General features: G+C 54.7%; 21 protein-coding genes and 1 pseudogene. 8 read left to right on the top strand and 14 right to left on the bottom strand.

Features of this window, described 5'->3' with window-relative positions; all coding sequences use genetic code 11:
- Together HMPREF1051_RS09600 and waaA are read left to right on the top strand one after the other, a co-directional pair.
- A pseudogene (locus HMPREF1051_RS09600) lies at positions 1–413 on the top strand (MFS transporter); the annotation flags it as partial.
- Between the two features lie 231 nt (positions 414–644).
- Positions 645–1,922, top strand: coding sequence for a lipid IV(A) 3-deoxy-D-manno-octulosonic acid transferase (gene waaA, locus HMPREF1051_RS09595; RefSeq protein ID WP_003767875.1), 1,278 nt, complete (start codon positions 645–647; stop codon positions 1,920–1,922).
- Between the two features lie 229 nt (positions 1,923–2,151).
- Here the strand turns inward: waaA and hemL are convergent, their stop codons facing one another.
- Entirely contained in the window at positions 2,152–3,450 is a 1,299-nt protein-coding gene (gene hemL / locus HMPREF1051_RS09590; protein ID WP_036492838.1) for a glutamate-1-semialdehyde 2,1-aminomutase, read from the bottom strand.
- Positions 3,451–3,662: 212 nt separating this feature from the next.
- Here hemL and HMPREF1051_RS09585 point away from each other — a divergent pair, with 212 nt between their 5' ends.
- Complete coding sequence (locus HMPREF1051_RS09585) at positions 3,663–4,070, top strand: hypothetical protein (RefSeq protein WP_003767845.1); 408 nt, start codon at positions 3,663–3,665, stop codon at positions 4,068–4,070.
- Positions 4,071–4,271: 201 nt separating this feature from the next.
- Positions 4,272–5,600 carry a tRNA (N6-isopentenyl adenosine(37)-C2)-methylthiotransferase MiaB gene (gene miaB / locus HMPREF1051_RS09580; protein ID WP_003743791.1) on the top strand — a complete coding sequence of 443 codons (1,329 nt, stop codon included), beginning with the start codon at positions 4,272–4,274 and terminating at the stop codon, positions 5,598–5,600.
- A gap of 108 nt (positions 5,601–5,708) precedes the next feature.
- On the opposite strand, the gene HMPREF1051_RS09575 is transcribed toward miaB, so the two are convergent.
- Positions 5,709–6,593: a LysR family transcriptional regulator gene (locus HMPREF1051_RS09575; protein ID WP_003767880.1), complete on the bottom strand. Its 885-nt coding sequence runs from the start codon at positions 6,591–6,593 to the stop codon at positions 5,709–5,711.
- A 102-nt stretch (positions 6,594–6,695) separates the two neighbouring features.
- Between HMPREF1051_RS09575 and HMPREF1051_RS09570 the strand changes: the two genes are divergently transcribed.
- The 3 genes from HMPREF1051_RS09570 (at position 6,696) to HMPREF1051_RS15480 (ending at position 9,106) form a co-directional block, all read left to right on the top strand.
- A complete protein-coding gene (locus tag HMPREF1051_RS09570) occupies positions 6,696–7,286 on the top strand; it encodes an NAD(P)H-dependent oxidoreductase (RefSeq protein WP_003767836.1) in 591 nt (196 codons plus the stop codon).
- A gap of 338 nt (positions 7,287–7,624) precedes the next feature.
- A complete protein-coding gene (gene proB, locus HMPREF1051_RS09565; protein ID WP_003767824.1) occupies positions 7,625–8,749 on the top strand; it encodes a glutamate 5-kinase in 1,125 nt (374 codons plus the stop codon).
- 225 nt (positions 8,750–8,974) lie between these two features.
- Entirely contained in the window at positions 8,975–9,106 is a 132-nt protein-coding gene (locus tag HMPREF1051_RS15480; RefSeq protein ID WP_003767833.1) for a hypothetical protein, read from the top strand.
- 317 nt (positions 9,107–9,423) lie between these two features.
- On the opposite strand, the gene lpxA is transcribed toward HMPREF1051_RS15480, so the two are convergent.
- The 7 genes from lpxA to ispC form a co-directional block, all read right to left on the bottom strand.
- On the bottom strand, positions 9,424–10,200 hold the full coding sequence (gene lpxA / locus HMPREF1051_RS09560; RefSeq protein WP_003767866.1) for an acyl-ACP--UDP-N-acetylglucosamine O-acyltransferase: 777 nt from the start codon (positions 10,198–10,200) through the stop codon (positions 9,424–9,426).
- 86 nt (positions 10,201–10,286) lie between these two features.
- Positions 10,287–10,736, bottom strand: a complete 450-nt coding sequence (gene fabZ / locus HMPREF1051_RS09555; protein ID WP_003741990.1) for a 3-hydroxyacyl-ACP dehydratase FabZ — start codon at positions 10,734–10,736, stop codon at positions 10,287–10,289.
- Positions 10,737–10,859: 123 nt separating this feature from the next.
- Positions 10,860–11,903, bottom strand: a complete 1,044-nt coding sequence (gene lpxD, locus HMPREF1051_RS09550) for a UDP-3-O-(3-hydroxymyristoyl)glucosamine N-acyltransferase (protein WP_003767855.1) — start codon at positions 11,901–11,903, stop codon at positions 10,860–10,862.
- Between the two features lie 195 nt (positions 11,904–12,098).
- The gene (locus tag HMPREF1051_RS09545; protein WP_374968210.1) at positions 12,099–12,602 is read right to left on the bottom strand and encodes an OmpH family outer membrane protein; all 504 of its coding nucleotides are present in this window, start codon (positions 12,600–12,602) and stop codon (positions 12,099–12,101) included.
- 162 nt (positions 12,603–12,764) lie between these two features.
- A complete protein-coding gene (gene bamA, locus HMPREF1051_RS09540; protein ID WP_003758915.1) occupies positions 12,765–15,164 on the bottom strand; it encodes an outer membrane protein assembly factor BamA in 2,400 nt (799 codons plus the stop codon).
- Positions 15,165–15,168: 4 nt separating this feature from the next.
- Positions 15,169–16,509 carry an RIP metalloprotease RseP gene (gene rseP / locus HMPREF1051_RS09535; RefSeq protein WP_003767848.1) on the bottom strand — a complete coding sequence of 447 codons (1,341 nt, stop codon included), beginning with the start codon at positions 16,507–16,509 and terminating at the stop codon, positions 15,169–15,171.
- A gap of 211 nt (positions 16,510–16,720) precedes the next feature.
- Positions 16,721–17,905 carry a 1-deoxy-D-xylulose-5-phosphate reductoisomerase gene (gene ispC / locus HMPREF1051_RS09530; protein WP_003767863.1) on the bottom strand — a complete coding sequence of 395 codons (1,185 nt, stop codon included), beginning with the start codon at positions 17,903–17,905 and terminating at the stop codon, positions 16,721–16,723.
- Between ispC and HMPREF1051_RS14910 the strand changes: the two genes are divergently transcribed.
- Positions 17,899–18,063 carry a hypothetical protein gene (locus HMPREF1051_RS14910; RefSeq protein ID WP_003767828.1) on the top strand — a complete coding sequence of 55 codons (165 nt, stop codon included), beginning with the start codon at positions 17,899–17,901 and terminating at the stop codon, positions 18,061–18,063. The genes ispC and HMPREF1051_RS14910 overlap by 7 nt on opposite strands.
- Before the next feature lie 118 nt (positions 18,064–18,181).
- Here HMPREF1051_RS14910 and HMPREF1051_RS09525 read toward each other — a convergent pair whose 3' ends face one another.
- From HMPREF1051_RS09525 to HMPREF1051_RS09505, 5 genes are all read right to left on the bottom strand, one after another.
- Positions 18,182–18,976: a phosphatidate cytidylyltransferase gene (locus HMPREF1051_RS09525; RefSeq protein ID WP_003767868.1), complete on the bottom strand. Its 795-nt coding sequence runs from the start codon at positions 18,974–18,976 to the stop codon at positions 18,182–18,184.
- 2 nt (positions 18,977–18,978) lie between these two features.
- Positions 18,979–19,725, bottom strand: a complete 747-nt coding sequence (locus tag HMPREF1051_RS09520; RefSeq protein ID WP_003758925.1) for an isoprenyl transferase — start codon at positions 19,723–19,725, stop codon at positions 18,979–18,981.
- Between the two features lie 57 nt (positions 19,726–19,782).
- Complete coding sequence (frr, locus tag HMPREF1051_RS09515; RefSeq protein ID WP_003758927.1) at positions 19,783–20,340, bottom strand: ribosome recycling factor; 558 nt, start codon at positions 20,338–20,340, stop codon at positions 19,783–19,785.
- A 343-nt stretch (positions 20,341–20,683) separates the two neighbouring features.
- Positions 20,684–21,808 carry a hypothetical protein gene (locus HMPREF1051_RS09510; protein WP_003767859.1) on the bottom strand — a complete coding sequence of 375 codons (1,125 nt, stop codon included), beginning with the start codon at positions 21,806–21,808 and terminating at the stop codon, positions 20,684–20,686.
- The gene (locus HMPREF1051_RS09505; protein WP_003767839.1) at positions 21,798–22,751 is read right to left on the bottom strand and encodes an ABC transporter ATP-binding protein; all 954 of its coding nucleotides are present in this window, start codon (positions 22,749–22,751) and stop codon (positions 21,798–21,800) included. The genes HMPREF1051_RS09510 and HMPREF1051_RS09505 overlap by 11 nt, the downstream gene beginning before the upstream one ends.
- Positions 22,752–23,206: the final 455 nt, after the last annotated feature.

Here is a 23,206-nt window from a genome sequence, read left to right as displayed (position 1 = left end):
TGGCGAACATCGCGGGCTGCATTTTTTCGGGCTGGTGTACGGGGCGGTTTTTGGGCAAATACGTTTTGTTCGGACTCTACGCCTCGCGCGTAGCGATGGTGCTGATATACCTTGCCGCCCCGAGAACCGACGTCAATTTCTACATTTTTGCCGCCGCGCTCGGTTTCACTTGGCTCGCCACCGTCGCCCCGACCGCTGCGATTACGGGCAAACTGTTCGGCACGCGCTATCTGGCGACGCTGTTCGGACTGACGATGTTGAGCCACCAAATCGGCGGCTTTTTAGGCTCGTATATCGGCGGCATCGTGATTTACCGGTTCAACGATTACGGCTGGATGTGGTATGCCGACGCGGTGTTGGCGGGGACGGCGGCTTTGCTGAACCTGCCGATACGCGAAAAGAAAGCGGCGTAAACCGCTGCGACGCAACCAAGACAGGTCGTCTGAAAATCGGATTTCGGGTTTTCAGACGACCTTTTTCCGCCGTTACATCAAGTCAGTTCAAAAGAGGCGTGGGCGAAGCGGCAAAATCGGCTAGAATAGGCTCGGGAAACCGGAGGTTCGGCGACAGGCAGCTTGAAACCGTCAACCGCCTACATTCCGTCCCGTCCGCCACCCCGTCCGTACCGTTTTCGAGTGGAATACATGAATCGTTGGTTTTACACGCAATTATGGCGCATCGCGCCGCCGCTTATCCGCCACTATCTCAAAAAGCGCGCCGTCAAATCGCCCGCCTATCTCTACCATTGGGGCGAGCGTTTCGGCGAACCGTTTGACCGGCCTGTGCAGCATCCGATTTGGGTGCATGCCGTATCGGTTGGCGAAACCCGTGCCGCGCAGCCCTTGGTGGAAGCACTGCGCCGCCATTTCCCCGACGCGCCGCTGCTCATGACCCAAATGACGCCGACCGGACGCGCCGCCGCGAAAGAACTGTTCCCCGACGCGCAATGCCGTTACCTGCCTTACGACAAACCCGAATGGGTCGCCCAATTCCTGAAGGAACACCGCCCCCTGTTCGGCGTACTGATGGAAACGGAAATCTGGCCCAACCTCATGCACGCCTGCGCCGACGCGCACGTCCCCCTGTTTCTCGCCAACGCCCGCCTGTCTGAAAAATCGCAGCGCGGCTATTTGAAAATCCGCAACCTGTTCGAGCCTGCGCTGCAAACCTTAAGCGGCTGTTTCGCGCAAACCGCCGAAGACGCGGAGCGGCTGCACTTGATCGGCGCGTCCAACGTCCATGTCTGTGGCAACACCAAATACGATATTTCCCCGCCCGAACGGATGCGCGCGCTGGCGGCGGCCTTCCGCGAACGCATAGGCACGCGCCCCGTCGCCGTCTGCGCCAGCACCCGCTTTTACAAAGACCAAGACGAAGCGGCGCTCTTGCTCGAAGCGTGGAAAAAATATGCCGGCGATGCCTTGCTGGTCGTCGTTCCGCGCCATCCGGAGCGTTTTCAGACGACCTTTGAAACGGCGCAGGCATTGGGTTATACCGTTCAAAAACGCAGCGACAACCTGCCGGTTTCCCGACAAACCCAAGTCTGGGTGGGCGACAGCATGGGCGAACTCTTTGCCTACTACCTCAGTTCGGATGTCGCCTTTGTCGGCGGCAGCCTCGTGGACAGCGGCTGTCAAAACATCATCGAGCCGATAGCCTGCGGCATTCCGACCGTGTTCGGCTTTTCCACCTACAACTTTGCCGCTGCCTGCCGCAGCGCGCTGGAAGCCCAAGCGGCGGTGCAGGTGCAGAATGCGGACGAATGGCGCACCTTCGTCTCAGCCTGTTTGGAAAACCCGAGCGAACGCAGCCACTTCGCCCAACAGGCGGCACGCTTCGTCGCCGGCCATCAAGGCGCCAGCCGTCGGATGGCGGACGAAATCGCCGCGTCTGTGCGCCATCTGACGCGCAAAGAGGCGTAAGGGCAAACCTGCCTTCCCCAAACGAAAGGTCGTCTGAAAACCCAAATTTAGGTTTTCAGACGACCTTTTTGTCTTGTGGACGGATTGCCGCGAATCAAGCGGCGTCGCCCGCACTGCCCTGACGGCAAGCCATTCCGCCTTATAGTGGATTAAAATTGCAATGATACGGCGTTGCCAACGTCCTTATGTACTAACCGTACACGGCGGGCGTTGCCGCCTTGTCTCATTTTTATTTTAATCCACTATATTTCGCCATTTCCGCAAACACTTGGTGCGCGGTGGCGATGGTTTCGTCAATCAGCTCGGGCGTGTGCGCGGCGGAGACGAAGCCCGCTTCATAGGCGGACGGGCCGAAGGCGGTGTTGCGGTCGAGCATGCCGTGGAAGAAGCGTTTGAAGGCGTCGATATTGGAACGCGCCATGTCGCCGTAGTTTTGCGGGGCGCGGGTGGCGAAATACAGGCCGAACATACCACCCACGCTGTCGGCGGTGAACTCGATGCCGTGCGCTTTGGCGGCGGCGGCAAGCCCGTCGGCGAGGCGGCGGGTCAAGGCGGTCAGGTTTTCGTAAAAGCCTTCGCGCTGGATGATTTCAAGCGTTTTCAAGCCGGCGGCGACGGCAATCGGGTTGCCTGATAATGTGCCTGCCTGATACACGCCGCCCAGCGGGGAAATACATTCCATGATGTCTTTGCGTCCGCCGAACGCGGCAAGCGGCATACCGCCGCCGATAACTTTGCCCATCGTAGTCAGGTCGGGCGTGATGCCGTGCAGCGACTGCGCGCCGCCGAGCGCGACGCGGAAGCCGGTCATCACTTCGTCGTAAATCAACACCGCGCCGTGTTTTTCGGTCAATTCGCGCAGGGCTTTGACGAAGGCTTCGGTCGGGCGGACCAGGTTCATATTGCCGACAAAGGGTTCGAGGATGACGCAGGCGATTTCGTCGCCGTTGCGGGCGAACGCTTCTTCAAGCTGGGCAATGTTGTTGTATTCGAGGACTAAGGTGTGTTTCGTGAAATCGGCGGGAACGCCTGCGGAAGACGGGTTGCCGAAGGTGAGCAGGCCGCTGCCGGCTTTGACCAGCAGGCTGTCGGAATGGCCGTGGTAGCAGCCTTCGAATTTGATGATTTTGTCGCGTCCGGTAAAGCCGCGGGCGAGGCGGATGGCGGTCATGGTCGCTTCGGTGCCGGAGCTGACGAGGCGCAGCCGTTCGACGGACGGCATGATTTTGGCGATTTCTTCGGCGATGACGATTTCGCCTTCGGTGGGCGCGCCGAACGACAAACCGCCCAACGCGGCTTCACGCACGGCTTCGATGACTTCGGGGTGCGCGTGTCCGACAATCGCAGGCCCCCACGAACCGACGTAATCGGTGTAGCGCGTGCCGTTTTCGTCCCAAACATACGCGCCTTCGGCTTTTTTGATGAAGCGCGGCACGCCGCCGACGCTGCCGAATGCGCGGACGGGGGAGTTTACGCCGCCGGGGATGATGGCTTTGGCGCGGTCAAACAAGGTTTCGTTACGGTTCATAGCGGATTCTTTCTGAGGTCGTCTGAAAAATAAGCGGTATTTTATCATCAGATTGCCCGCGCCAGCCGTTTCAGACGACCCCGAAAGCCCAAACCGCCACGGCGCAACGTCGTATCTGAAAATGAAAATTGTTCTGTAAAAACAATCACTCTGTTCATATTTGAAGCGTTTGTGCTATAATCCGCACCCATTTATACCATAAAGAAAACATCATGTTACGCGGATTCATTTTAATGCTTACCCTTTTGGTTTCCACCGTCTCCTACGCCGCCCAGCGCAAGCTGCCGAGCGATATGGACGCGGCGGTTTTGAAACAGGTCGAACTGCCTTATCTGAAAGTGAGCCGTGGCGGCTTCTCATGGACGCGCCTCTTGACGCTGGGCCTTGCCGACGGCAATTCCGCCAAGCTGCAGATTACCCGTTTCACCAAAATCCACGACGAAAACGACCGCTTCATCCCAATGGGGCGGCTGGCGGGAAAAACCGGCAAAACCATCGCCTTCAAACACAACGACACCAACGCCCTCGTGCGCGAAGTGTGGGTTTTGACCGACGACGAAGCCTCCCGTTTTACCGCGCAAAAAGAAGTCCGCGACGAGGTTAAAAAAGACGCGCAATAAGCCGTCGTTTGCCCGTTTCAGACGACCCAAACACACACCGCGTGGTTGGCTGTTGCAGCCGCAGCAGCGCAACCGCGCATTTTTGCGCCCTGACGAATCAGTGTTTCAGACGACCTGTCTACGTTCCCAAGGTCGTCTGAAATGAAGATTTCCATAACAATCAGCCCCGCAATTACGGGCTACCTGAGAAAGACACAAACCATGAAAAAAGTATTTATCCGCACCTTCGGCTGCCAAATGAACGAATACGACAGCGAAAAAATGCTCGCCGTACTCGCCGAAGAAAACGGCGGCATCGAACAAGTGACCGAAGCCGACGAAGCCGACATCATCCTCTTCAACACCTGCTCCGTGCGTGAAAAAGCGCAGGAAAAAGTGTTCTCCGACTTAGGCCGCGTGCGCCCGCTCAAAGAAAAAAATCCCGACCTCATCATCGGCGTTGCCGGCTGCGTCGCCTCCCAAGAAGGCGAAAACATCATCAAACGCGCGCCTTATGTGGACGTCGTCTTCGGCCCGCAAACGCTGCACCGCCTGCCCAAAATGATTGTGGATAAAGAAACCAGCGGCCTGTCGCAAGTCGATATTTCCTTCCCCGAAATCGAAAAATTCGACCACCTGCCGCCCGCCCGCGTCGAAGGCGGCGCAGCATTCGTGTCCATCATGGAAGGTTGTTCCAAATATTGCTCGTTCTGCGTCGTCCCCTACACCCGCGGCGAAGAATTCTCCCGCCCGCTGAACGACGTTTTGACCGAAATCGCCAACCTCGCCCAGCAAGGCGTGAAAGAAATCAACCTCTTGGGACAAAACGTCAACGCCTATCGCGGCGAAATGGAAGACGGCGAAATCTGCGACTTCGCCACCCTGCTGCGCATCGTCCACGAAATCCCCGGCATCGAACGTATGCGCTTTACCACCAGCCACCCGCGCGAGTTTACCGACTCGATTATCGAGTGCTATCGCGACCTGCCCAAGCTGGTGTCGCACCTGCACCTGCCGATTCAGAGCGGTTCCGACCGCGTATTGAGCGCGATGAAACGCGGTTACACCGCCTTGGAATACAAATCCATCATCCGCAAACTGCGCGCCATCCGCCCCGACTTGTGCCTGAGCAGCGACTTCATCGTCGGTTTCCCCGGCGAAACCGAACGCGAGTTCGAGCAAACCCTGAAGCTGGTGAAAGACATCGCCTTCGATTTGAGCTTCGTCTTCATTTACAGCCCGCGCCCCGGTACGCCCGCCGCCAACCTGCCGGACGACACCCCGCACGCCGAAAAAGTGCGCCGCCTCGAAGCCCTGAACGAAGTCATCGAAGCCGAAACCGCCCGCATCAACCAAACCATGATAGGTACCGTACAACGCTGTCTGGTCGAAGGCATCTCCAAAAAAGACCCCGACCAGCTCCAAGCCCGTACCGCCAACAACCGCGTGGTCAACTTCACCGGCACGCCCGATATGATCAACCAAATGATCGATTTGGAAATCACCGAAGCCTACACCTTCTCCCTGCGCGGCAAACCGGTCGAAGCGTAAAGCCGTTCCGCCATAGCAAAGGTCGTCTGAAAACCTGTATCTTGGTTTTCAGACGACCTTTTTGTATCTTGGGCAAGTTCGGAAAGACTTAGTGTTTAAAAACGTACTTTAATTGACTTGTTCTACCAAAAAATCCACAAAAGCCCGGATTTTCGGGCTGACGGCATTGTCGCCGTAATAGACGGCGTAAAACGGTTTGGCTTCGTTCAAGGCGCGGTCGGGCAGGAGTTCGTGCAGGTGTCCCGCTGCGATATCGGTGGCGACGGTGAAATCCGACAGGCAGGCGATGCCGTTGCCTTCCAGGCACAGGCGGCGGATGGTTTCGCCGCTGTTGGCGGACAGTTGCGGCACGGCGGCGTAAGGCGTGTGGCCGATGTCGGCAAACGGCCAGTTGTTCAGGGTTTTGGGCTCGGAGAAGCCGATGAGGGTGTGCTGCGACAGGTCGGCGACGGTTTGGGGCGTACCGTGACGGGCGAGATAATCGGGCGCGGCAACGAGTTTCAGACGACTGTCAAACAGATGGCGGGCGCGCAGGGCGGAGTCGTGCAGGCTGCCTGCGCGGATGGCGATGTCCACGCGCCGCTCGATGAGGTCGATGTAGCCTTCAGACGAGGTGAGCAGCAGCGACACCTGCGGATAGCGTTCGCAGAACGGGCGTACCAGCGGGGCGACGAGGTGCAGCAGCGTGGGCGTGGCGGAATCCACCCGAAGCACGCCCTGCGGCGCGCCGCCTGCGGAGAGGATTTCAGCCTCGGCGGCTTCGATGTCGTGCAGTATCTGCCGCGCGCGCTCGAAAAAGCGGCAGCCTTCTTCGGTGAGCCGCAGTTGGCGAGTGGTGCGGTTGAGCAGGTTGGCGGAGAGTTTGTCTTCCAGCCGCTTCACGGTGCGGCTGACGGCGGAGTTGGCCAGCCCGAGCCGCTCTGCCGCGCGGCTGAAACTGCCGCTTTCCACCACCTGCACAAACACGGCCAGTTCGTCCGAATGGGTTTTCATTGTTGCGTTTTCTAGAAAAGTGTTTTGCAATTATTGCTGTTTTCATTATAAAGCATCGGGGTACAATAATGCTTTTTCAACGCAAATATTTGAGAGACCAACATGAATATTCTGTTAATTGATGGCGGCCAACATTTCGGCCATTCCGCCGGCCGCCTGAACCACACGCTGCACCAAACCGCGCGCGACACGCTGACCGCACTCGGCCATGCGGTGAAGGAAACCGTGATTGAAGCAGGCTACGACAAAGATGCCGAAGTGAAAAAATGGCTGTGGATGGACGCGGTCATCTGGCAGATGCCCGGCTGGTGGATGGGCGAGCCGTGGACGGTGAAAAAATATATCGATGAAGTGTTTACCGCAGGCGTGGGCGAAAACAAGCTGGTGGCCAACGACGGCCGCCACCGTGTCAACCCGACGGAAGGCTACGGCACGGGCGGCTTGCTGCATGGCAAAAAACACATGATTTCATCCACTTGGAACGCGCCGATTGAGGCGTTTACCCGCGAAGGCGATTTCTTTGAGGGCGCGGGCGTGGACGGCGTGTACCTGCATTTCCACAAGACCAACGAGTTCCTCGGCACCACGCGCCTGCCCTCGTTCATCTGCAACGATGTGATCAAGAATCCGCAGGTGGAGCAGTATTTGGCGGATTATCGGGCGCATTTGGAGAAGGTGTTCGGTAAAGCATAGTCGAGATGTCCGACCCGCCTGGTTGCCGATACGGTATCTGCTATCCGCCGTATCGATGTAGGTAGGCTGGCTATACGCAGAGTATTTGATATTCGTGTACACCAAATAAATCAAAGGTCGTCTGAAAACCCGTATCGTGGTTTTCAGACGACCTTTTTGTATCGTATTGGCATCAACAGTCGGCTCACCGAATCCCGCCTGTCTTTTAGCAATTTCACGATACCGCGTATTGACAGCCCCATAGGGGTCGTCTGAAAATCAGTTTTCGCGCTTTCAGACGACCTTTTTACGTTTAACAACCCGTCCGAAGCCGCCCCATATCCCCAGCGAGAAAAACCATGTCCCTGCAAAACCTTTCCAACATCTGCACCCTTGTCGTCAAAGTCGGCTCCAGCCTCGTTACCGCAGGCGGCAAAGGCATAGACCAAGCCGCACTCGACCGCTGGGCGGCGCAAATCGCCGAACTGGGCAAACAAGGCGTGCAAACCGTCCTCGTTTCCAGCGGTGCCATCGCCGAAGGCATCAAACGGCTGGGCTGGAGCAAACGCCCCACCGCCATCAACGAACTGCAAGCCGCAGCAGCCGTCGGGCAAACCGGCATTGCCCAAGCCTACGAAACCGCGTTCGCACCGCACGGCATCCGCACCGCCCAAATCCTGCTCACCCACGACGACCTGAGCAACCGCACCCGCTACCTCAACGCCCGCAGCACCCTGCAAACCCTGTTGTCCAAAGGCATCGTCCCCGTCATCAACGAAAACGACACCGTTACCACCGACGAAATCAAACTCGGCGACAACGACACCCTCGGTGCGCTCGTGACCAACCTCATCGAAGCCGACGCCCTCGTCCTTCTGACCGACCAAAAAGGCCTGTACGACAGCGACCCGCGCAAAAATCCGCAAGCCAAACTGATTCCGACCATAGCAGCCGACCATCCCGACCTCGAAAGCATGGCGGGCGGCGCGGGCAGCAGCGTCGGCACAGGCGGCATGTACACCAAAGTGAGAGCCGCCAAACGCGCCGCACTCAGCGGAGCCGCCACCGTCGTCGCATGGGGCGGCGAACCCGACGTCCTCGTCCGCCTCAAACAAGGCGAAAGCATAGGCACGCTCTTTACCAGCGCGCACAGCCGCGTCGCCGCCCGCAAGCAATGGCTGCTCGGACACGTCCAAACCGCCGGCAGCCTGACCGTCGATAGCGGCGCGGCAAAAGCCCTGACCGAACAACACGCCAGCCTGCTGCCCGTCGGCTGCATCCGCGCGGACGGACATTTCCACCGCGGCGAACTCGTCGCCATCCTCGATACCGACGGCAAAGAAATCGCCCGCGGCCTCACCAATTACAGCAGCGGCGAAACCGCCAAAATCCTGCAAACCCCGTCCGAGCGCATCGCCGAAAAATTAGGCTACGCCCACGAAGACGAACTCATCCACCGCGACAATATGGCGTCGCATTGGTAAAAAAGGTCGTCTGTAACCTTATAGTGGATTAACAAAAATCAGGACAAGGCGGCGAAGCCGCAGACAGTACAGATAGTACGGAACCGATTCACTTGGTGCTTCAGCACCTTAGAGAATCGTTCTCTTTGAGCTAAGGCGAGGCAACGCCGTAATGGTTTAAAGTTAATCCACTATATTATTGGGTTTCAGACGACCTCCCCTCCCATCCAAACAAAGGAAACCAGCATGAAAAAATTCATCTTCCTCACCACCGCCCTCCTGCTCCTCAACGCCTGCGCCGCCCAATCCGGACAAGGCAGTTCTGCTCAAGTCTATGGCGAAATCAAAGGCGGCGTAGAAAGCAGCCACGTCCACTAAGCGGGCGGAACGGCAGGCATTGCCCACGCAGAAGATGCCGCCCCATTCCCCTAAAATCCGCATGACGGACATCGTGCCATAAAATCAAAAGGTCGTCTGAAACTTGGTTTACCCGGTTTTCAGACGACCTTTTCTATTGGACTGAAGACGAATGTTTGGACGGCAGTCATTCCCGCGCCAAACAGGAAAAGGACAAGGCTGACGGTGCGACAACGTCGTCTGAAACGGTTTGCGGACAGCACCCAGTTTCTATTCAAACCTTTTCGCCGCTACGGCTTTCAGCCCTTAATCCTGCCTGTCGGTACGGTTTCTCCCAATCAGCGGATAATTCCGCGCGTGGATTGGGCGAAGAAGTCTTTAAACACCGCCAACTCGGCTTGCGTTTCGGCGCGGCGGAGGATGTCGGCTTTGGCTTCTTCAAACGGGATGCCGCGGTGGTAGATGGTTTTATACACATCTTTGACGGCGGCGATCTGCTCGGCGGTGAAGCCGTTGCGGCGCATGCCTTCGCTGTTGATGCCTGCGGGTTCGGCGCGGTAGCCTGCCGCCATGAAATAAGGCGGTACGTCTTTGTGTACGCCTGCGGCGAAGGCGGTCATGGCGTAATCGCCGATTTGGCAGAACTGGAACACCAACGTGTAGCCGCCCAAGACGACGTAGTCGCCGATGGTAACGTGTCCGGCAAGCGAGGCGTTGTTGGCGAAGATGGTGTGGTTGCCGATGACGCAGTCGTGCGCGAGATGGCAGTACGCCATAATCCAGTTGTCGTCTCCGACGCGGGTTTCGCCGATGCCGGTTACCGTGCCGAGGTTGAAGGTGGTGAATTCGCGGATGGTGTTGCCGTTGCCGATAATCAGCTTGGTCGGCTCGTCGCGGTATTTTTTGTCCTGCGGGATTTCGCCGAGGCTGGCAAATTGGAAAATGCGGTTGTTTTCGCCGATGGTGGTGTGGCCGTTGATGACGGTATGCGGTCCGATTTCGGTGTTCGCACCGATTTGGACGTTGGGACCGATGATGGTATACGCGCCGACTTTGACGCTTGAGTCGAGTTCGGCTTTGGGGTCAATGACGGCGGTCGGGTGGATGAGGGTCATGTTTTTCCTTTCCTGTCGTGTTGCCGCGAAGATGCGCGACGGCAACAGGTCGTCTGAAAACTTTCAGACGACCTTTTTCTGAACACTCAAACCACGCGTTTGGCACACATGATGATGGCTTCGACGGCGACTTGTCCGTCCACTTTGGCGACGGCGCTGAATTTGCCGATGCCGCGTTTGTTGGTCAGCAGCTCGACTTCGAAAACAAGCTGGTCGCCGGGGATAACTTGGCGTTTGAAGCGGGCTTCGTCTATGCCGGCGAAGAAGAAGAATTCGTTTTCTTTGCGGCCGCCTTCGCTGAGGATGGCGAGTGTGCCGCAGGCTTGCGCCATGGCTTCGATGATGAGTACGCCGGGCATGACGGGCAGGTCGGGGAAATGGCCTTGGAACTGCGGCTCGTTCATGGTGACGTTTTTAATCGCGGTCAGGGTTTTCATGGACTCGAAGGCGGTGATGCGGTCGAGTTGCAAAAACGGGTAGCGGTGGGGAATGAGTTTTTGGATGTCTTTGGCTTCGATGGGGAGTTGTACGTCCATGTTCGTCGTATTCCTTGGTATTTCGGGGTTGGCTGGGCGGTTTCATCGCGGGGGCTTTAAAACGGCAGGCTTTGCCGCTTTGTTGGATTTAAAGCGCATCCGCCATGTAAACCGATTGTGGGGTTATTCGTCTTTTTCGCTGTCGCTCAGACGGTTTTCCAATGTTTTGAGGCGTTTGTTCATTTCGCTTAAGCGGTGGATGTAAACGGCGTTGCGCGCCCATTCTTTATGGGTGGACATCGGGAAGATGCCGGCGAGGTGTTTGCCGCTTTCGGTAATGCTGTGGGTCACGGACGTGCCGCCGCCGATGGTGGTTTTGTCGGCGATTTCGATGTGTCCGACCGTACCGACGCCGCCACCGATAATGCAGTAGCTGCCGATGGTAACGCTGCCTGAGATGCCGGTTTTGGCGGCGATGACGGTGTGCGAACCGATTTTGCAGTTGTGTCCGATTTGGACTTGGTTGTCGATTTTGGTACCGTTGCCGACGGTGGTGTCGCTCATTGCGCCGCGGTCGATGTTGGTGTTCGAGCCGATTTCTACGTCGTCGCCCAGCGTTACCGCGCCGGTTTGCGGGATTTTAAACCATGAATCGCCGGCGAAGGCGAGTCCGAATCCGTCCGCGCCGATGACTGCGCCGCTGTGGATTTCGACGCGGTTGCCCAGTGTGCAGCCGTAATAAACGACGGCGTTGGGATGCAGGACGACTTCGTCGCCCAGTTTGCAATCGTGTTGGACAACGGCATTTGCCAAGATGCGGCAGCCTTCCCCGAGTACGGTGTTCGCACCGATGTAGGCGTTTGCGCCGATTTCGCAGCTGGCGGGAACGGTCGCACTTTCCTCGACGACGGCGGTCGGATGGATGCCGCCACGCGCTTTGACGATGGGCGAAAACAGGCGGGCGACTTTGGCGAAATAGAGATAGGGGTCGTCGGCGACAATCAGGTTGCGCCCTTCAAATTCGTCCACTGCTTTGGCAGAAACGATGACCGCACCCGCGCTGCTGTCGTGGACTTCGGCTTTGTATTTCGGATTGGCGAGGAAGCTGATGTGTTCCGCCTGCGCGTCTGCGAGCGGGCGCACGGCGGCGACGGAAATGTCCTTGCCGCGCCATTCGCCGCCAAGCTGCGCTGTGATTTGGGACAGGGTGTAGGTTTTTGAAGTCATGATGTTTCGTAAGCTTTGGGATGAGGTCGTCTGAAAGGGACGGCGGGAGCAGTCGGACAGAACGGTTTGCCTAAAACGTATGCCGGCAGGAGTGATAAGACAGGTAATTATATCGTTTATTGGATTTTCAGACGACCCTTCGAGTGAAAGAGGTCGTCTGAAAACAGGTTTGCTGTATCTCGTTCAGCCTTCCGATTAACGTGTATTCAGGGCTTTAATCACGCTGTCGGTAATGTCGTAACGCGCGTTGACGTAAATCACGTCCTGCAAAATGACATCGTAGCCTTCGCGTTTGGCAAGATCGACGATAATGCGGTTGGCGTTTTGCTGGAGGGCGGCAAATTCTTCGTTGCGGCGCAGGTTGTAGTCTTCTGCCAGCTCCGCCTGTTTCTTGCGGAACTGCTGAACCAGCTCGCCCCAGCGTTTTGCCGCAGCTTCACGCTCTTTGCCCTGCAATTTGCCTTCGGACAGGGATTTTTCGAGCTTTTCGCCTTCTTGCTGCAATTTCTGCAAAGCGTCCTGACGGCCGCGGAATTCCTTTTCCAAGGTCGTCTGAATGCGTTGCGCCTGCTTGGACTCAAGATAAACGCGCTCGGTATTGATAAAGCCGATTTTCTGTACGGCTTCCGCCGCCGCAGCTTGGTTCATCAACCCGAAGCCCAATAAAGCCGCGCCGCCGAGGCGGAAGGCGTTGGCAATGATGTTCATCTGGATTTCCTTGATTTTGTATCCCGCCAATCAGCGGGATATCGGTTTGTTTTTAAAAAGAGGCAGAACGCCCTGCCCCTTTTCCTTCAGGTCGTCTGAAAACGTTTGACCGCATAGGGATGTCAGTTTTCAGACGACCTTTTTCTGCCTACGTCAGAATGTGGTACCCAATTGGAACTGGAAGCGTTGGATTTCGTCGCTGTCTTTTTTCTTGATCGGGTAGGCGTAGCTGAACTTCATCGGACCCAGCGGCGAGAGCCAAGTTACTGCCGCACCGGCGGAGTAGCGCAACTCTTCCTTGAAGGTCGATTTGTGGGTCTTGCCTAAGCCGTATGGGTTTTGAGCGGCATTGTTGGTGTAGTAGGTATTGCTACTGCTGTCGTTATAAGTTTTGCCGTCCCATACGCTGCCCGCGTCGGCAAACAGGCTCAGGCGGACGGAGCGGGAATCTTTGATGCCCGGCATCGGGAACAGCAACTCGGCGGAAACGTTGGCTTTTTTGTTGCCGCCGTAGCTGATTTTCTCGCCGTATTCGTCATAGACTTTCGGACCCAGCGTGCCGCTCTCGTAACCGCGTACGGAGCCTAAGCCGCCGCCGTAGAAGTTTTCAAAGAACGGCATGGTTTTGGTTTTGCCGTAACCGTTGCCGACGCCGACTTCGCCGCCGAGCATCAGGGTGAAGTCTTTGGTCAGCGGGAAGAACCAGGTTTGGTTGTGGGTCAGTGTGTAGTATTGCAGGTCGCTGCCCGGCAGGGCGATTTCGCCGTTGATGCCGGTCATGTAACCGCGGGTCGGCCACAAGGCGCTGTCGGTTTTATTGCGTCCCCAGCCGATCGTACCTTTGTACAGCCAGCCTTTGAAGCTGCCCACGCCGTCCGTGCCTTTACCATATTGGTTGATAAAGTCGGCATAACGTTTAGGCGCGCCTTTGTAGGTATTCACGGTCAGGTGTTCCGCCGCCAGACCCAAATTGACGCGGTCGTATTCGGTAACGGGGATGCCCATGCGCACGCCCGCGCCTGCGGTGGTGGTTTTATATTGTTTCGCGCTGGAAGAGGCTTTACGCGGGTCGTAAGACTTGCCGTAAATATCGTAACCGAGGCTCACGCCGTCGGGTGTGAAATACGGATCGGTAAACGACAGCGAGCCGTTCAGCGTGGTTTTACTGCGTGAGGCGCGCAGGGAAACGGATTTGCCCGTACCGAACAGGTTGTCTTGGGAAACGCCCACAGACATGACCAAGCCGGTATCCTGAACCCAGCCCGCGCTCATATCCAGCGAACCGGTAGAACGCTCGTTCACGCTCATGTTCAAATCGACTTGGTCGGGCGTATTGGCAACCGGTACAGCATCGAATTGTACGTTGTCGAAGTAGCCCAGCAGCTCGACACGCTCTTTGGAACGTTGCAGCTTGGAAGTGTCGTAAGGCGCGGATTCCATCTGACGCAATTCGCGGCGCACGACTTCATCACGGGTTTTGTTGTTGCCGGTAATGTTGATTTCGTTCACATAAATTTTGCGGCCGGGTTCGACATTCAGGACGAAATCGACAGTTTGGGTCTCGGCATTAGGCACTGGCTGAACGTTGACTTCGCTGAACGCGTAGCCTGCCGTACCCATGCGGTTTTGAATGGCTTCGAGCGATTTGACCATTTGGGCGCGTTCGTACCATTTGCCCTTCTTCATAGTCAGCAGTTTTTGCAGCTCTTCTTTCGGCACTTCGCGGGTGTCGCCTTCTATGCGCACGTCGCCCCAACGGAAGCGTTCGCCCTCGTCAACCGTGATTTTGATGGTTTGCTTGGTTTTGTCTTCGTTGGTCTGGATGTCGGTATCCAGAATGCGGAAATTGAAATAGCCGTTGTTTTGGTAGAACTCGCTGACGCGCTCCATGTCTTGCGAGAATTTTTGCTCGTTAAACTGGTTGCTCTTAGTCAGCCAAGTCCACATGCCGCCTTCGCTCAAAGACATTTGTTTCATGAGCTTGCGGTCGGAATAGACTTTGTTGCCTTCAAATTCGATGTCGGTAATCTTGGTGGTTTTACCCTCATCGATGGCGATGTCGATGGAAACGCGGTTACGCGCGAGTTTGGTGACGGTCGGCGTGATTTGGACCGACTGTTTGCCGCGGCTTTTGTATTCTTCCTTCAGGCTGGCGACAGACTGGCTCAGCGTGGCCGGATTGAAGTATTGGGATTGCGCCAAACCGAAGGATTCAAGGTTTTTCTTGATTACATCGTTTTGCAGCATTTTCGCGCCAGTGATGTTCAGCGTGCTGATGGTCGGGCGTTCGATAACGGTCAGCAAGACCTGATTGCCCATGGTCTCTACGCGGACATCGTCAAAAAAACCGGTCGCATACAGACTTTTGATGATTTCTTCGCTGCGTGCGTCGCTGAATTGGTCGCCGACTTTGACGGGCAGGTAGTTGAAGACCGTACTCGGTTCGGTGCGCTGCAAACCTTCGACGCGGATGTCTTGAATGGTGAAGTCGGCAAACGCCAAAGGCGACATGCCCAATACCATCAAAGCAGAAGCAATCTGTTTCAATTTCATAAAATTATCCAAACAAACGGTTGATGTCATTAAAGAAAGCCAGTGCCATCATGAACAGCATGGCAGCCAGTCCGAGTCGCAGGCCGATTGCCTGTATGCGCTCGCTCAAGGGCTTTCCGCGTATCCATTCGGCAGTGTAGAACACCAAATGCCCGCCGTCCAACACGGGAATGGGCAACAAGTTCAACACGCCTAAACTAATGCTGACCAACGCGAGGAATTCCAAATAGCTTTGAAATCCCAGCTGTGCCGTTTTTCCGGCGACGTCGGCAATGGTCAGCGGGCCTGAAATATGGTTCAGGGAGGCATTGCCTGTAATCAGTTTTCCGAAGAATTTTACCGTCATCCAAGCGTTGTTGACGGTTTTGTCCCAGCCCATCGCAAATGCTTCTGCGACAGACGGCTTATATTCGCGCTTGATTTCTTTTGCCCACGCTTCGTCGCCCTGAGGACCGAAGCCTACCCTGCCGACCAGCGTTCTGTCGGGTTGCTGGATACTGTCGGGGCGGATGGTCGTCTGAAAAGTTTGACCATTGCGCTCGTAGCTCAATTCGATTTTCTTGCCCGGGCTTTGGCGTACGATTTCCACCCATTGCTGCCAAGACTCGATGTCTTGTCCATCGGCACTGATCAGCTTGTCGCCTTTTTTCAAACCGGCTTTTTCAGCCGGGCTGTTTTCTGTCATTTCGCCGACACGGGTGGTGATTTTAAAAGGCGACAACCCGATATAGCCTTGGTTTTTCGCAATTTTACCTGCTTCGGGCGTGCCGGCGGCATCGATAATCCGCATGGTTTTTTGCCCCGAGCTCGTCTGAACGGCAACATTTACCTTGCCTGACTCGATGTTCAACACGATTTCTTGCTGGGCTTTTTCCCACTCGCCGACGTTAACGCCGTTAACCGAAATAATTTTGTCTCCGGGCTGAAAACCGGCTTTGGCGGCAATGGTATTTTGCTCGACCATGCCGACATAAGGGCGGATTTCGGTAACGCCGAAGGAAAAACTCAAGCCGTAAAGCAGAACCGCCAGCGCGAGATTGGTCAGCGGGCCTGCGGCGACGATGGCGATGCGTTTGGCAGGATGCTGTTTGTCGAAGGCGTAAGGCAGGTTGGACGGCGCTACTTCACCCTCGCGCGTATCGACCATTTTGACATAGCCGCCCAACGGGATGGGCGCCAAACACCATTCGGTATCGCCGCGCTTTCTGCTGAAAAACGGCTTACCGAAGCCGACGGAAAAGCGTACGACTTTGACGCCGCACAATCTGGCGACGATGTAGTGTCCGAACTCGTGCAGGCTGACCAAAATCAGGATAGCGAAAATAAAAGCTAGAAGGGTTTGCAAAAGAATCTCTCTGGTTGGGTATGGGTTGACGTTGTCGATGTTTCAGACGACGTATCAAGGCAGGGGTCGTCTGAAAAGCATTCGCAATGTGTAGAAAATATTATTGGCGTTATTTTGCCGATTATAAAGTCAGTCTGCCGTTTTGTCCGCCACACATGACGGGTGGGCGGGTTTTCAGACGACCTGTCATTTTTTATCGTTGCGGCACGGTTTATCCCAATGCGGCGATAAATTCCTGCGCCTGCCTGCGGGTAACGGCGTCTTGCGCCAGCAGGTTTTCGATATTGCCGAGGTCGTCTGAAAAGTCTTGTGCGAGACAGTGGGCGACGGTTTTGGCAATGTCGGTAAACTTAATCTGCCCGTCCAAGAAGGCGGCGACGGCAGCTTCGTTGGCGGCGTTCAAGACGCAGGGTGCGGCTCCGCCCGCGTTCATGGCTTCATAGGCAAGCTTCAGACAAGGGAAGCGGTCAAAGTCGGGCTTTTGGAAGGTCAACGCAGACAATGCGTCGAAATCCAGATCGCCGACACCCGAATCGATGCGCTCGGGCAAGCCCAAACAATAAGCGATGGGCGTACGCATATCGGGATTGCCCAGTTGCGCCAGCACGGAGCCGTCGCGGTAGCGTACCATGCTGTGTATCACGGACTGCGGATGGATAACGACTTCGAGTTTATCAGGCGGGCAGTTGAACAGCCAATGCGCTTCAATCAGCTCCAAACCTTTGTTCATCATGGTGGCGGAATCGACGGAGATTTTGCGCCCCATGCTCCAATTGGGGTGTTTGACCGCTTGGGCAGGCGTAATGCTGTCGAATATGCCTAAATCGGCCGTCAGAAACGGGCCGCCGGAAGCGGTCAGGATAATCGAACGGATGCCGTGTTCGTTCAGACGACCTGTGTAATCGCGCGGCAAAACTTGGAAAATGGCGTTGTGTTCGCTGTCGATGGGCAACACTGCCGCGCCGTTTGCGCGGGCGGTTTCCATAAACAACGCGCCGGAAACCACCAGCGTCTCTTTGTTCGCCAGATAAATGGTTTTGCCTTTTTGCGCCGCCGCCAGCGCGGAAGGCAGGCCCGCCGCTCCGACAATGGCGCACATGACACCGCTGACTTCATCGGCAGACGCCACATCAACCAATGCCTGCGCGCCGTGTAAAACCTGCGTCGCCGCACCGTCGCGTTTCAACAGGGCTTCAAGCCGAGCGGCGTGTTCCGCATCGGCAACGACGGCATATTCGGGGCGGAACGTCCGGCATTGAACCGCCAGTTTCTCAACCTGCTTATGCCCCGTCAGCGCGAATACGCGGAATTTTTCGGGGTGGCGGGAGACAACGTCCAGCGTGCTTTCGCCTATACTGCCGGTACTGCCTAATATGGTCAGGACTTGTGGTGTCATGGTGTGTTCTTTATGTACTGCTTTCGGATTTCAGACGACCTTTAGGCTTGAGGTCGGAAAGGTCGTCTGAAAACGCTTATTCGATATTGTGTTTGATGTGTTCCAACGATTTTTATAGTGGATTAACTTTAAACCAGTACGGCGTTGCCTCGCTTTAGCTCAAAGAGAACGATTCTCTAAGGTGCTGAAGCACCAAGTGAATCGGTTCCGTACTATCTGTACTGTCTGCGGCTTCATCGCCTTGTCCTGATTTAAATTTAATCCACTATAACCGCTTCAGAACAAGCTTTCAAAGGCGGCATAGACGCTGATGACGGCAATCAGGCTGTCCACGCGGTCAAACACGCCGCCGTGTCCGGGCAGCAGATTGCTGCTGTCTTTGATGCCCGCCGCGCGTTTGAGCCAGCTTTCCAACAGATCGCCGCATACGCTGACAACGGTCAACACCAAACCGATTAACACGGTATTGAACCAGCCTGCGTCAAACGTGAGCCAACCAGCCCACCACACCACAGTCATGTACACTGCCACGCAAATCGCGCCGCCGATTGCGCCTTCCCAGCTCTTGCCGGGGCTGACGGTCGGTGCGATTTTGTGTTTGCCGAACGCTTTGCCGCTGAAATAAGCGCAAACATCGGCAACCCACACCAAACCCATCACGGCGAGCAGCGACAAGGCGTAATCGGGATGCGGGCGCAGGGACATGAGTGCGAACCAAAACGGCATGACCAAAAGCCAGCCGACGGTATAAGCCTGCCAGCCGCCGTTCAATTTCCATTTGAATTTCAGCCACAAAGGCATAACGACCAGCCAAAACGCCAAAACGGCGTACCAGACGATATCCGGCAGCGTCCAACCGCCTGCATAGGCAATCACGCCGAACACCAGTGTCGCGGCGAGATAATGATTGGTTTTCAGTTTTTCCAATCCGCTCATGCGGGCGTATTCCCACAGCATAACCAGGGAAATCAACCCGCAAAATGCCGCCCACAGCCATTGCGGCGCGTAAAACAGCATACCAAGCATCAACGGCAGCATCCACAGCGCCGTGATAATCCGTTGTTTCAACATTTTTAACCCCTTTGCTGCTCTACCGGCAGCTGTTCCGAAGTGCGTCCGAAGCGCCGTTCGCGTTTTTGGAACGAGGCGACAGCATCGTCCAAGGCTTTGCTGTCAAAATCGGGCCACAGGGTATCGGTAAAATAAAGTTCGGCATACGCCATCTGCCAAAGCAGGAAATTGCTGATGCGCGTTTCGCCGCCGGTGCGGATGAACAAATCCGGTTCCGGCGCATCGCCCAGCATCAAGTGTTTCGCCAGCGCGTCTTCCGTAATCTCGGATACGCCTTCGGCAATCAGTTTGTTTGCCGCCTGCAAAATATCCCAGCGGCCGCCGTAATCCGCGGCGATGCTCAGGGTCAGGCCGGTATTGTTCGCCGTCAACGCTTCCGCTTCTTCGATGCCTTGCAGAATCTGCCGGTTGAAGCGTTCGCGGCTGCCCAACACCTTCAGGCGCATATTGTTTTCGTGCAGACGGCGCACCTGTTTTTGCAAAGCCTGCAAAAACAGCCCCATCAGGAACGACACTTCGTCTTCGGGGCGGCGCCAGTTTTCAGTCGAAAAGGCAAACACGGTCAGATATTGCACACCCAGTTTGGCGCAATGCTTCACCATATTTTCCAACGCGTCCAAGCCGCGTTTATGCCCCATCACGCGGGGAAGGAAACGCTTTTTCGCCCAACGGCCGTTGCCGTCCATAATCACGGCGATATGCTTCGGAACCGAAGTATGTTCCAAAATGGTCTGCGTGCTGCTCTTCATATCTGCCTTTCGCAGCGCGGCGGTTCAAAGGTCGTCTGAAACGCCGCGGACAAGGGTTTAAATCGCCATCAAATCTTCTTCTTTGGCAGCCAGCGTTTTGTCGGCTTCGGCGATGTATTTGTCGGTCAGTTTTTGAACCGCTTCTTCGCCGCGACGTGCTTCGTCTTCGGAAATTTCTTTGTCTTTCAAGAGTTTTTTGATGTGATCGTTTGCATCGCGGCGCACGTTGCGGATGGACACGCGTCCTTCTTCCGCCTCGCTGCGTACGACTTTAATCAAATCTTTACGGCGCTCTTCGGTCAACATAGGCATAGGCACACGGATCAAATCGCCGACGGCTGCCGGGTTCAGACCCAAGTTTGAATCGCGGATGGCTTTCTCGACTTTCGCCGCCATATTGCTTTCAAAAGGTTTCACGCCGATGGTGCGCGCGTCCAGAAGCGTCACGTTGGCAACTTGGCTGACCGGAACCATACTGCCCCAGTATTCGACTTCCACTTGGTCCAACAGACCGGTATGCGCACGGCCGGTACGCACTTTCGCCAAATTCTCTTTCAGCACTTCTACCGAGCGCTGCATTTTGCTTTCCGCTGTTTTTTGAATATCGTTAATCATTTTCTGCTTTCAAATAAGATACTGAATTTAAAACCTCGCCCGGACGCATGACCATCCGAACGGCAATCAAGCTGTTAACTGCGCATAGTACCGTCATTCGGCGATTCCGACAAGGCAGGGGCGGTTTTGGGCCTTGTTTCTTAACTGATATTTAAATGCCGTTGCACATGAGTTTGGGACGGAAAAGCATGGACGGCCTCGATACAGCCGAATTCATTTGCGTATAGACAAAAAGGTCGTCTGAAAACCTTGCCAACCGGTTTTCAGACGACCTTTATCCTATCCTACCTCCCAACCTCTCTATGGCTAAAGGCAGGGTGCAAAACAGGAAAATACGCTCCTGTTACGATGCAATCACGAACCAAAGACCTCGAAGAAGCAGGTATATCAATAATGTGATGGTAATGTTGTTGTATCGCCATTTCATTTGGTTGATGGAAAAAACCAGCAGTATGAGGAGAAAGAATTGTCCTATGTATACCCATACCATGTCTGCTGACAACAATACGGCACAAATCAATCCCAAAGGCAAAAGAATCATCCAAGCAGGCAACGAAGCAATCGCCCACTTCGGTTTTCTATTACGTGCACGGACAAATTCTCCAATAGAAGAAAAGGTCGTCTGCTTCTGCGTAATCAAAGACAAAATACTCATGCCGCCATAAGCTACGGCGCAAATATACAGCAATTGTTTATAGTTGCTTACGAAGCTAATCGCAGCTAAAGGCGTAAGAAGTCCAAGTACGATAAAAGTCAATCGGGAAGAGCGCAGATGCAGGCGTTCTGCCATAGCCGCGCGGGCGGCAACGCTGCATAAGACAACAGAAACAATGGAAGCAATAATTGGAGATACTGTATTGGATACACCTTCACTCAAGTATGAAAGATCTTCCGCGGCGGACAACATACCGGTTACGAACATGACCATGACAACAAACAGCAATAGGAGTTGCAACAGAGATCCTTCCCATTGATCGTTGCCGCGTTTGAACTGCAAAGCATTAACCAATATTATGCAGGCGAGTGCCCATGAGTAGAGCGGCATAGTCAACCACATGATGAAAACATCGTTGTCTTCATGGTTGAAATGAGACATCGTTAGGCCGAGCAGTATCCAGCCGACAAGGAAAATAACCCAACCAGTCAAAGGCGCGACAACAATCCTCGCCCAAGCCATCTGCCACGGAGACAAAGAGGACATACGCAACTGGTCAAATGCATTGCTGGATACATCTTGGCGCAAACTGCGCTCAATCTGCAGATAAAGGGCGATATTTGAAATGCCGGTACCGAACGCACCAATACCGGCAATATATTCCACCAAGTCTCCAGAATTGGGGGTGGCAAAAACAAACAGGCTGTAGAGTATGATGATGCCTACAATCATGCCCCAGCTCATGTTGAGCCACATCAGCCTTTGAAATTCGGCGTTAACCCGGATTTTGGGGATATTCAATTTATTGTCCATCGGCTTGCTCCTGTTGCTCTTGTTGCTCCTGCTCGTGGAGATTGAGGCTGTTTTGATAACTGTTTAGCAGCGACGCTTTAATGACGGCAGCTTCGCTCAAAGGCAGGTTTTGTTCAAACAGTTTGCGCAACAAGGCCGCACGTGCTTCTTCTCCCGCATCCAATATGACGGTAACGGCATGATTGTTCCATTCTGCCTGCTTCACGCCTTCCATATTGCGGACCCGCTCGAATATGGATTCATCCAAACCGACAAATTGCAGCGAAACAGTCTGATCTTCGTTAACATCATCATTAACAGATTGAAATGCCTGAACACGTCCGCCTTTGATAACCAGCATATGCGAACAATATTCGTCCAGCTCGGAAAGAATATGGCTCGACACCAAAATGCTCATGCCTTCATCTTTGAGCTTCAGCAGCAACAAAGACAATTCATGTCGTGCCTCAGGGTCAAGACCGCTGGCAGGTTCATCCAAAAGCAAGAACTTAGGACGATGGATGATGACTTGCCCGATACCGACACGCTGTTTCTGACCACGGGAAAGGTCGCTGACTTTGGCATACAATTTATGTTCCAAATTAAGCAGGCGAACGGTTTCCAGCAGCAAATCAGGAAGTCGCGCATCAGGAATACCGCGGGATTTGGCGGCATAAGTTAAGCACTGGATTACGCTCAAACCATCCGGCAACCCAAAAAAATCAGGCAGATAGCCGAGTTTGGAAAAACTTTCGCGCGGATTATCAAGAATAGGCAGACCGTCAAGCAAGACATCGCCGGATGTCGGGATTTCCAATCCTGCCATACAACGCATCAAAGTGGATTTGCCGGCACCATTAGGTCCGATTAATCCGGTAATACTGCCCTGCGGAAGCTCAACCGAGACATCGTACAATGCCTGCGTATTGCCGTAGTAAAAATCTAGATGTTGGACATTAATCATAATATTTATAAGATATGAAGGGGTTGGATGCAAAAATCGGGGGCGCTAACGCCGACTGACAAACTTTTATCACACGGATGAAATGACAAAATGGCTTTTCAGACGACCTCAAACATTTCTTGGCATTTCATGATAAACATTCAGCCTCAGCCGTTCCGATCTTGAGCCTTCGTATTATCAACAAAAAACTGTTTGACATACAAAAAACTGCTTCTGCGGTCGCTTTAATAGAAAGACGGATAACTTTACCCTATATCAGCGAACTTAAAAAAGCGGCAAGGACATCTTCCAAGCCGCTTTTTTGTCATTGGTTTGTTACCTTCCAACCTATAAATGGCATATGGAACATCATCAAATATCTCAAGAGATACGTTTTCAGACGACCCCACAATGACTTAGGGCGGCAACAAACGAATAATAGACAAATCCTGTTACCATATTTTCGACAGTTTTTC

Source organism: Neisseria sicca VK64 (genome assembly GCF_000260655.1).
GTDB lineage: Bacteria > Pseudomonadota > Gammaproteobacteria > Burkholderiales > Neisseriaceae > Neisseria > Neisseria sicca_B.
The sequence above is the reverse complement of the archived record's forward strand: the minus strand, read 5'-3'. Positions and strand labels throughout refer to the sequence as shown.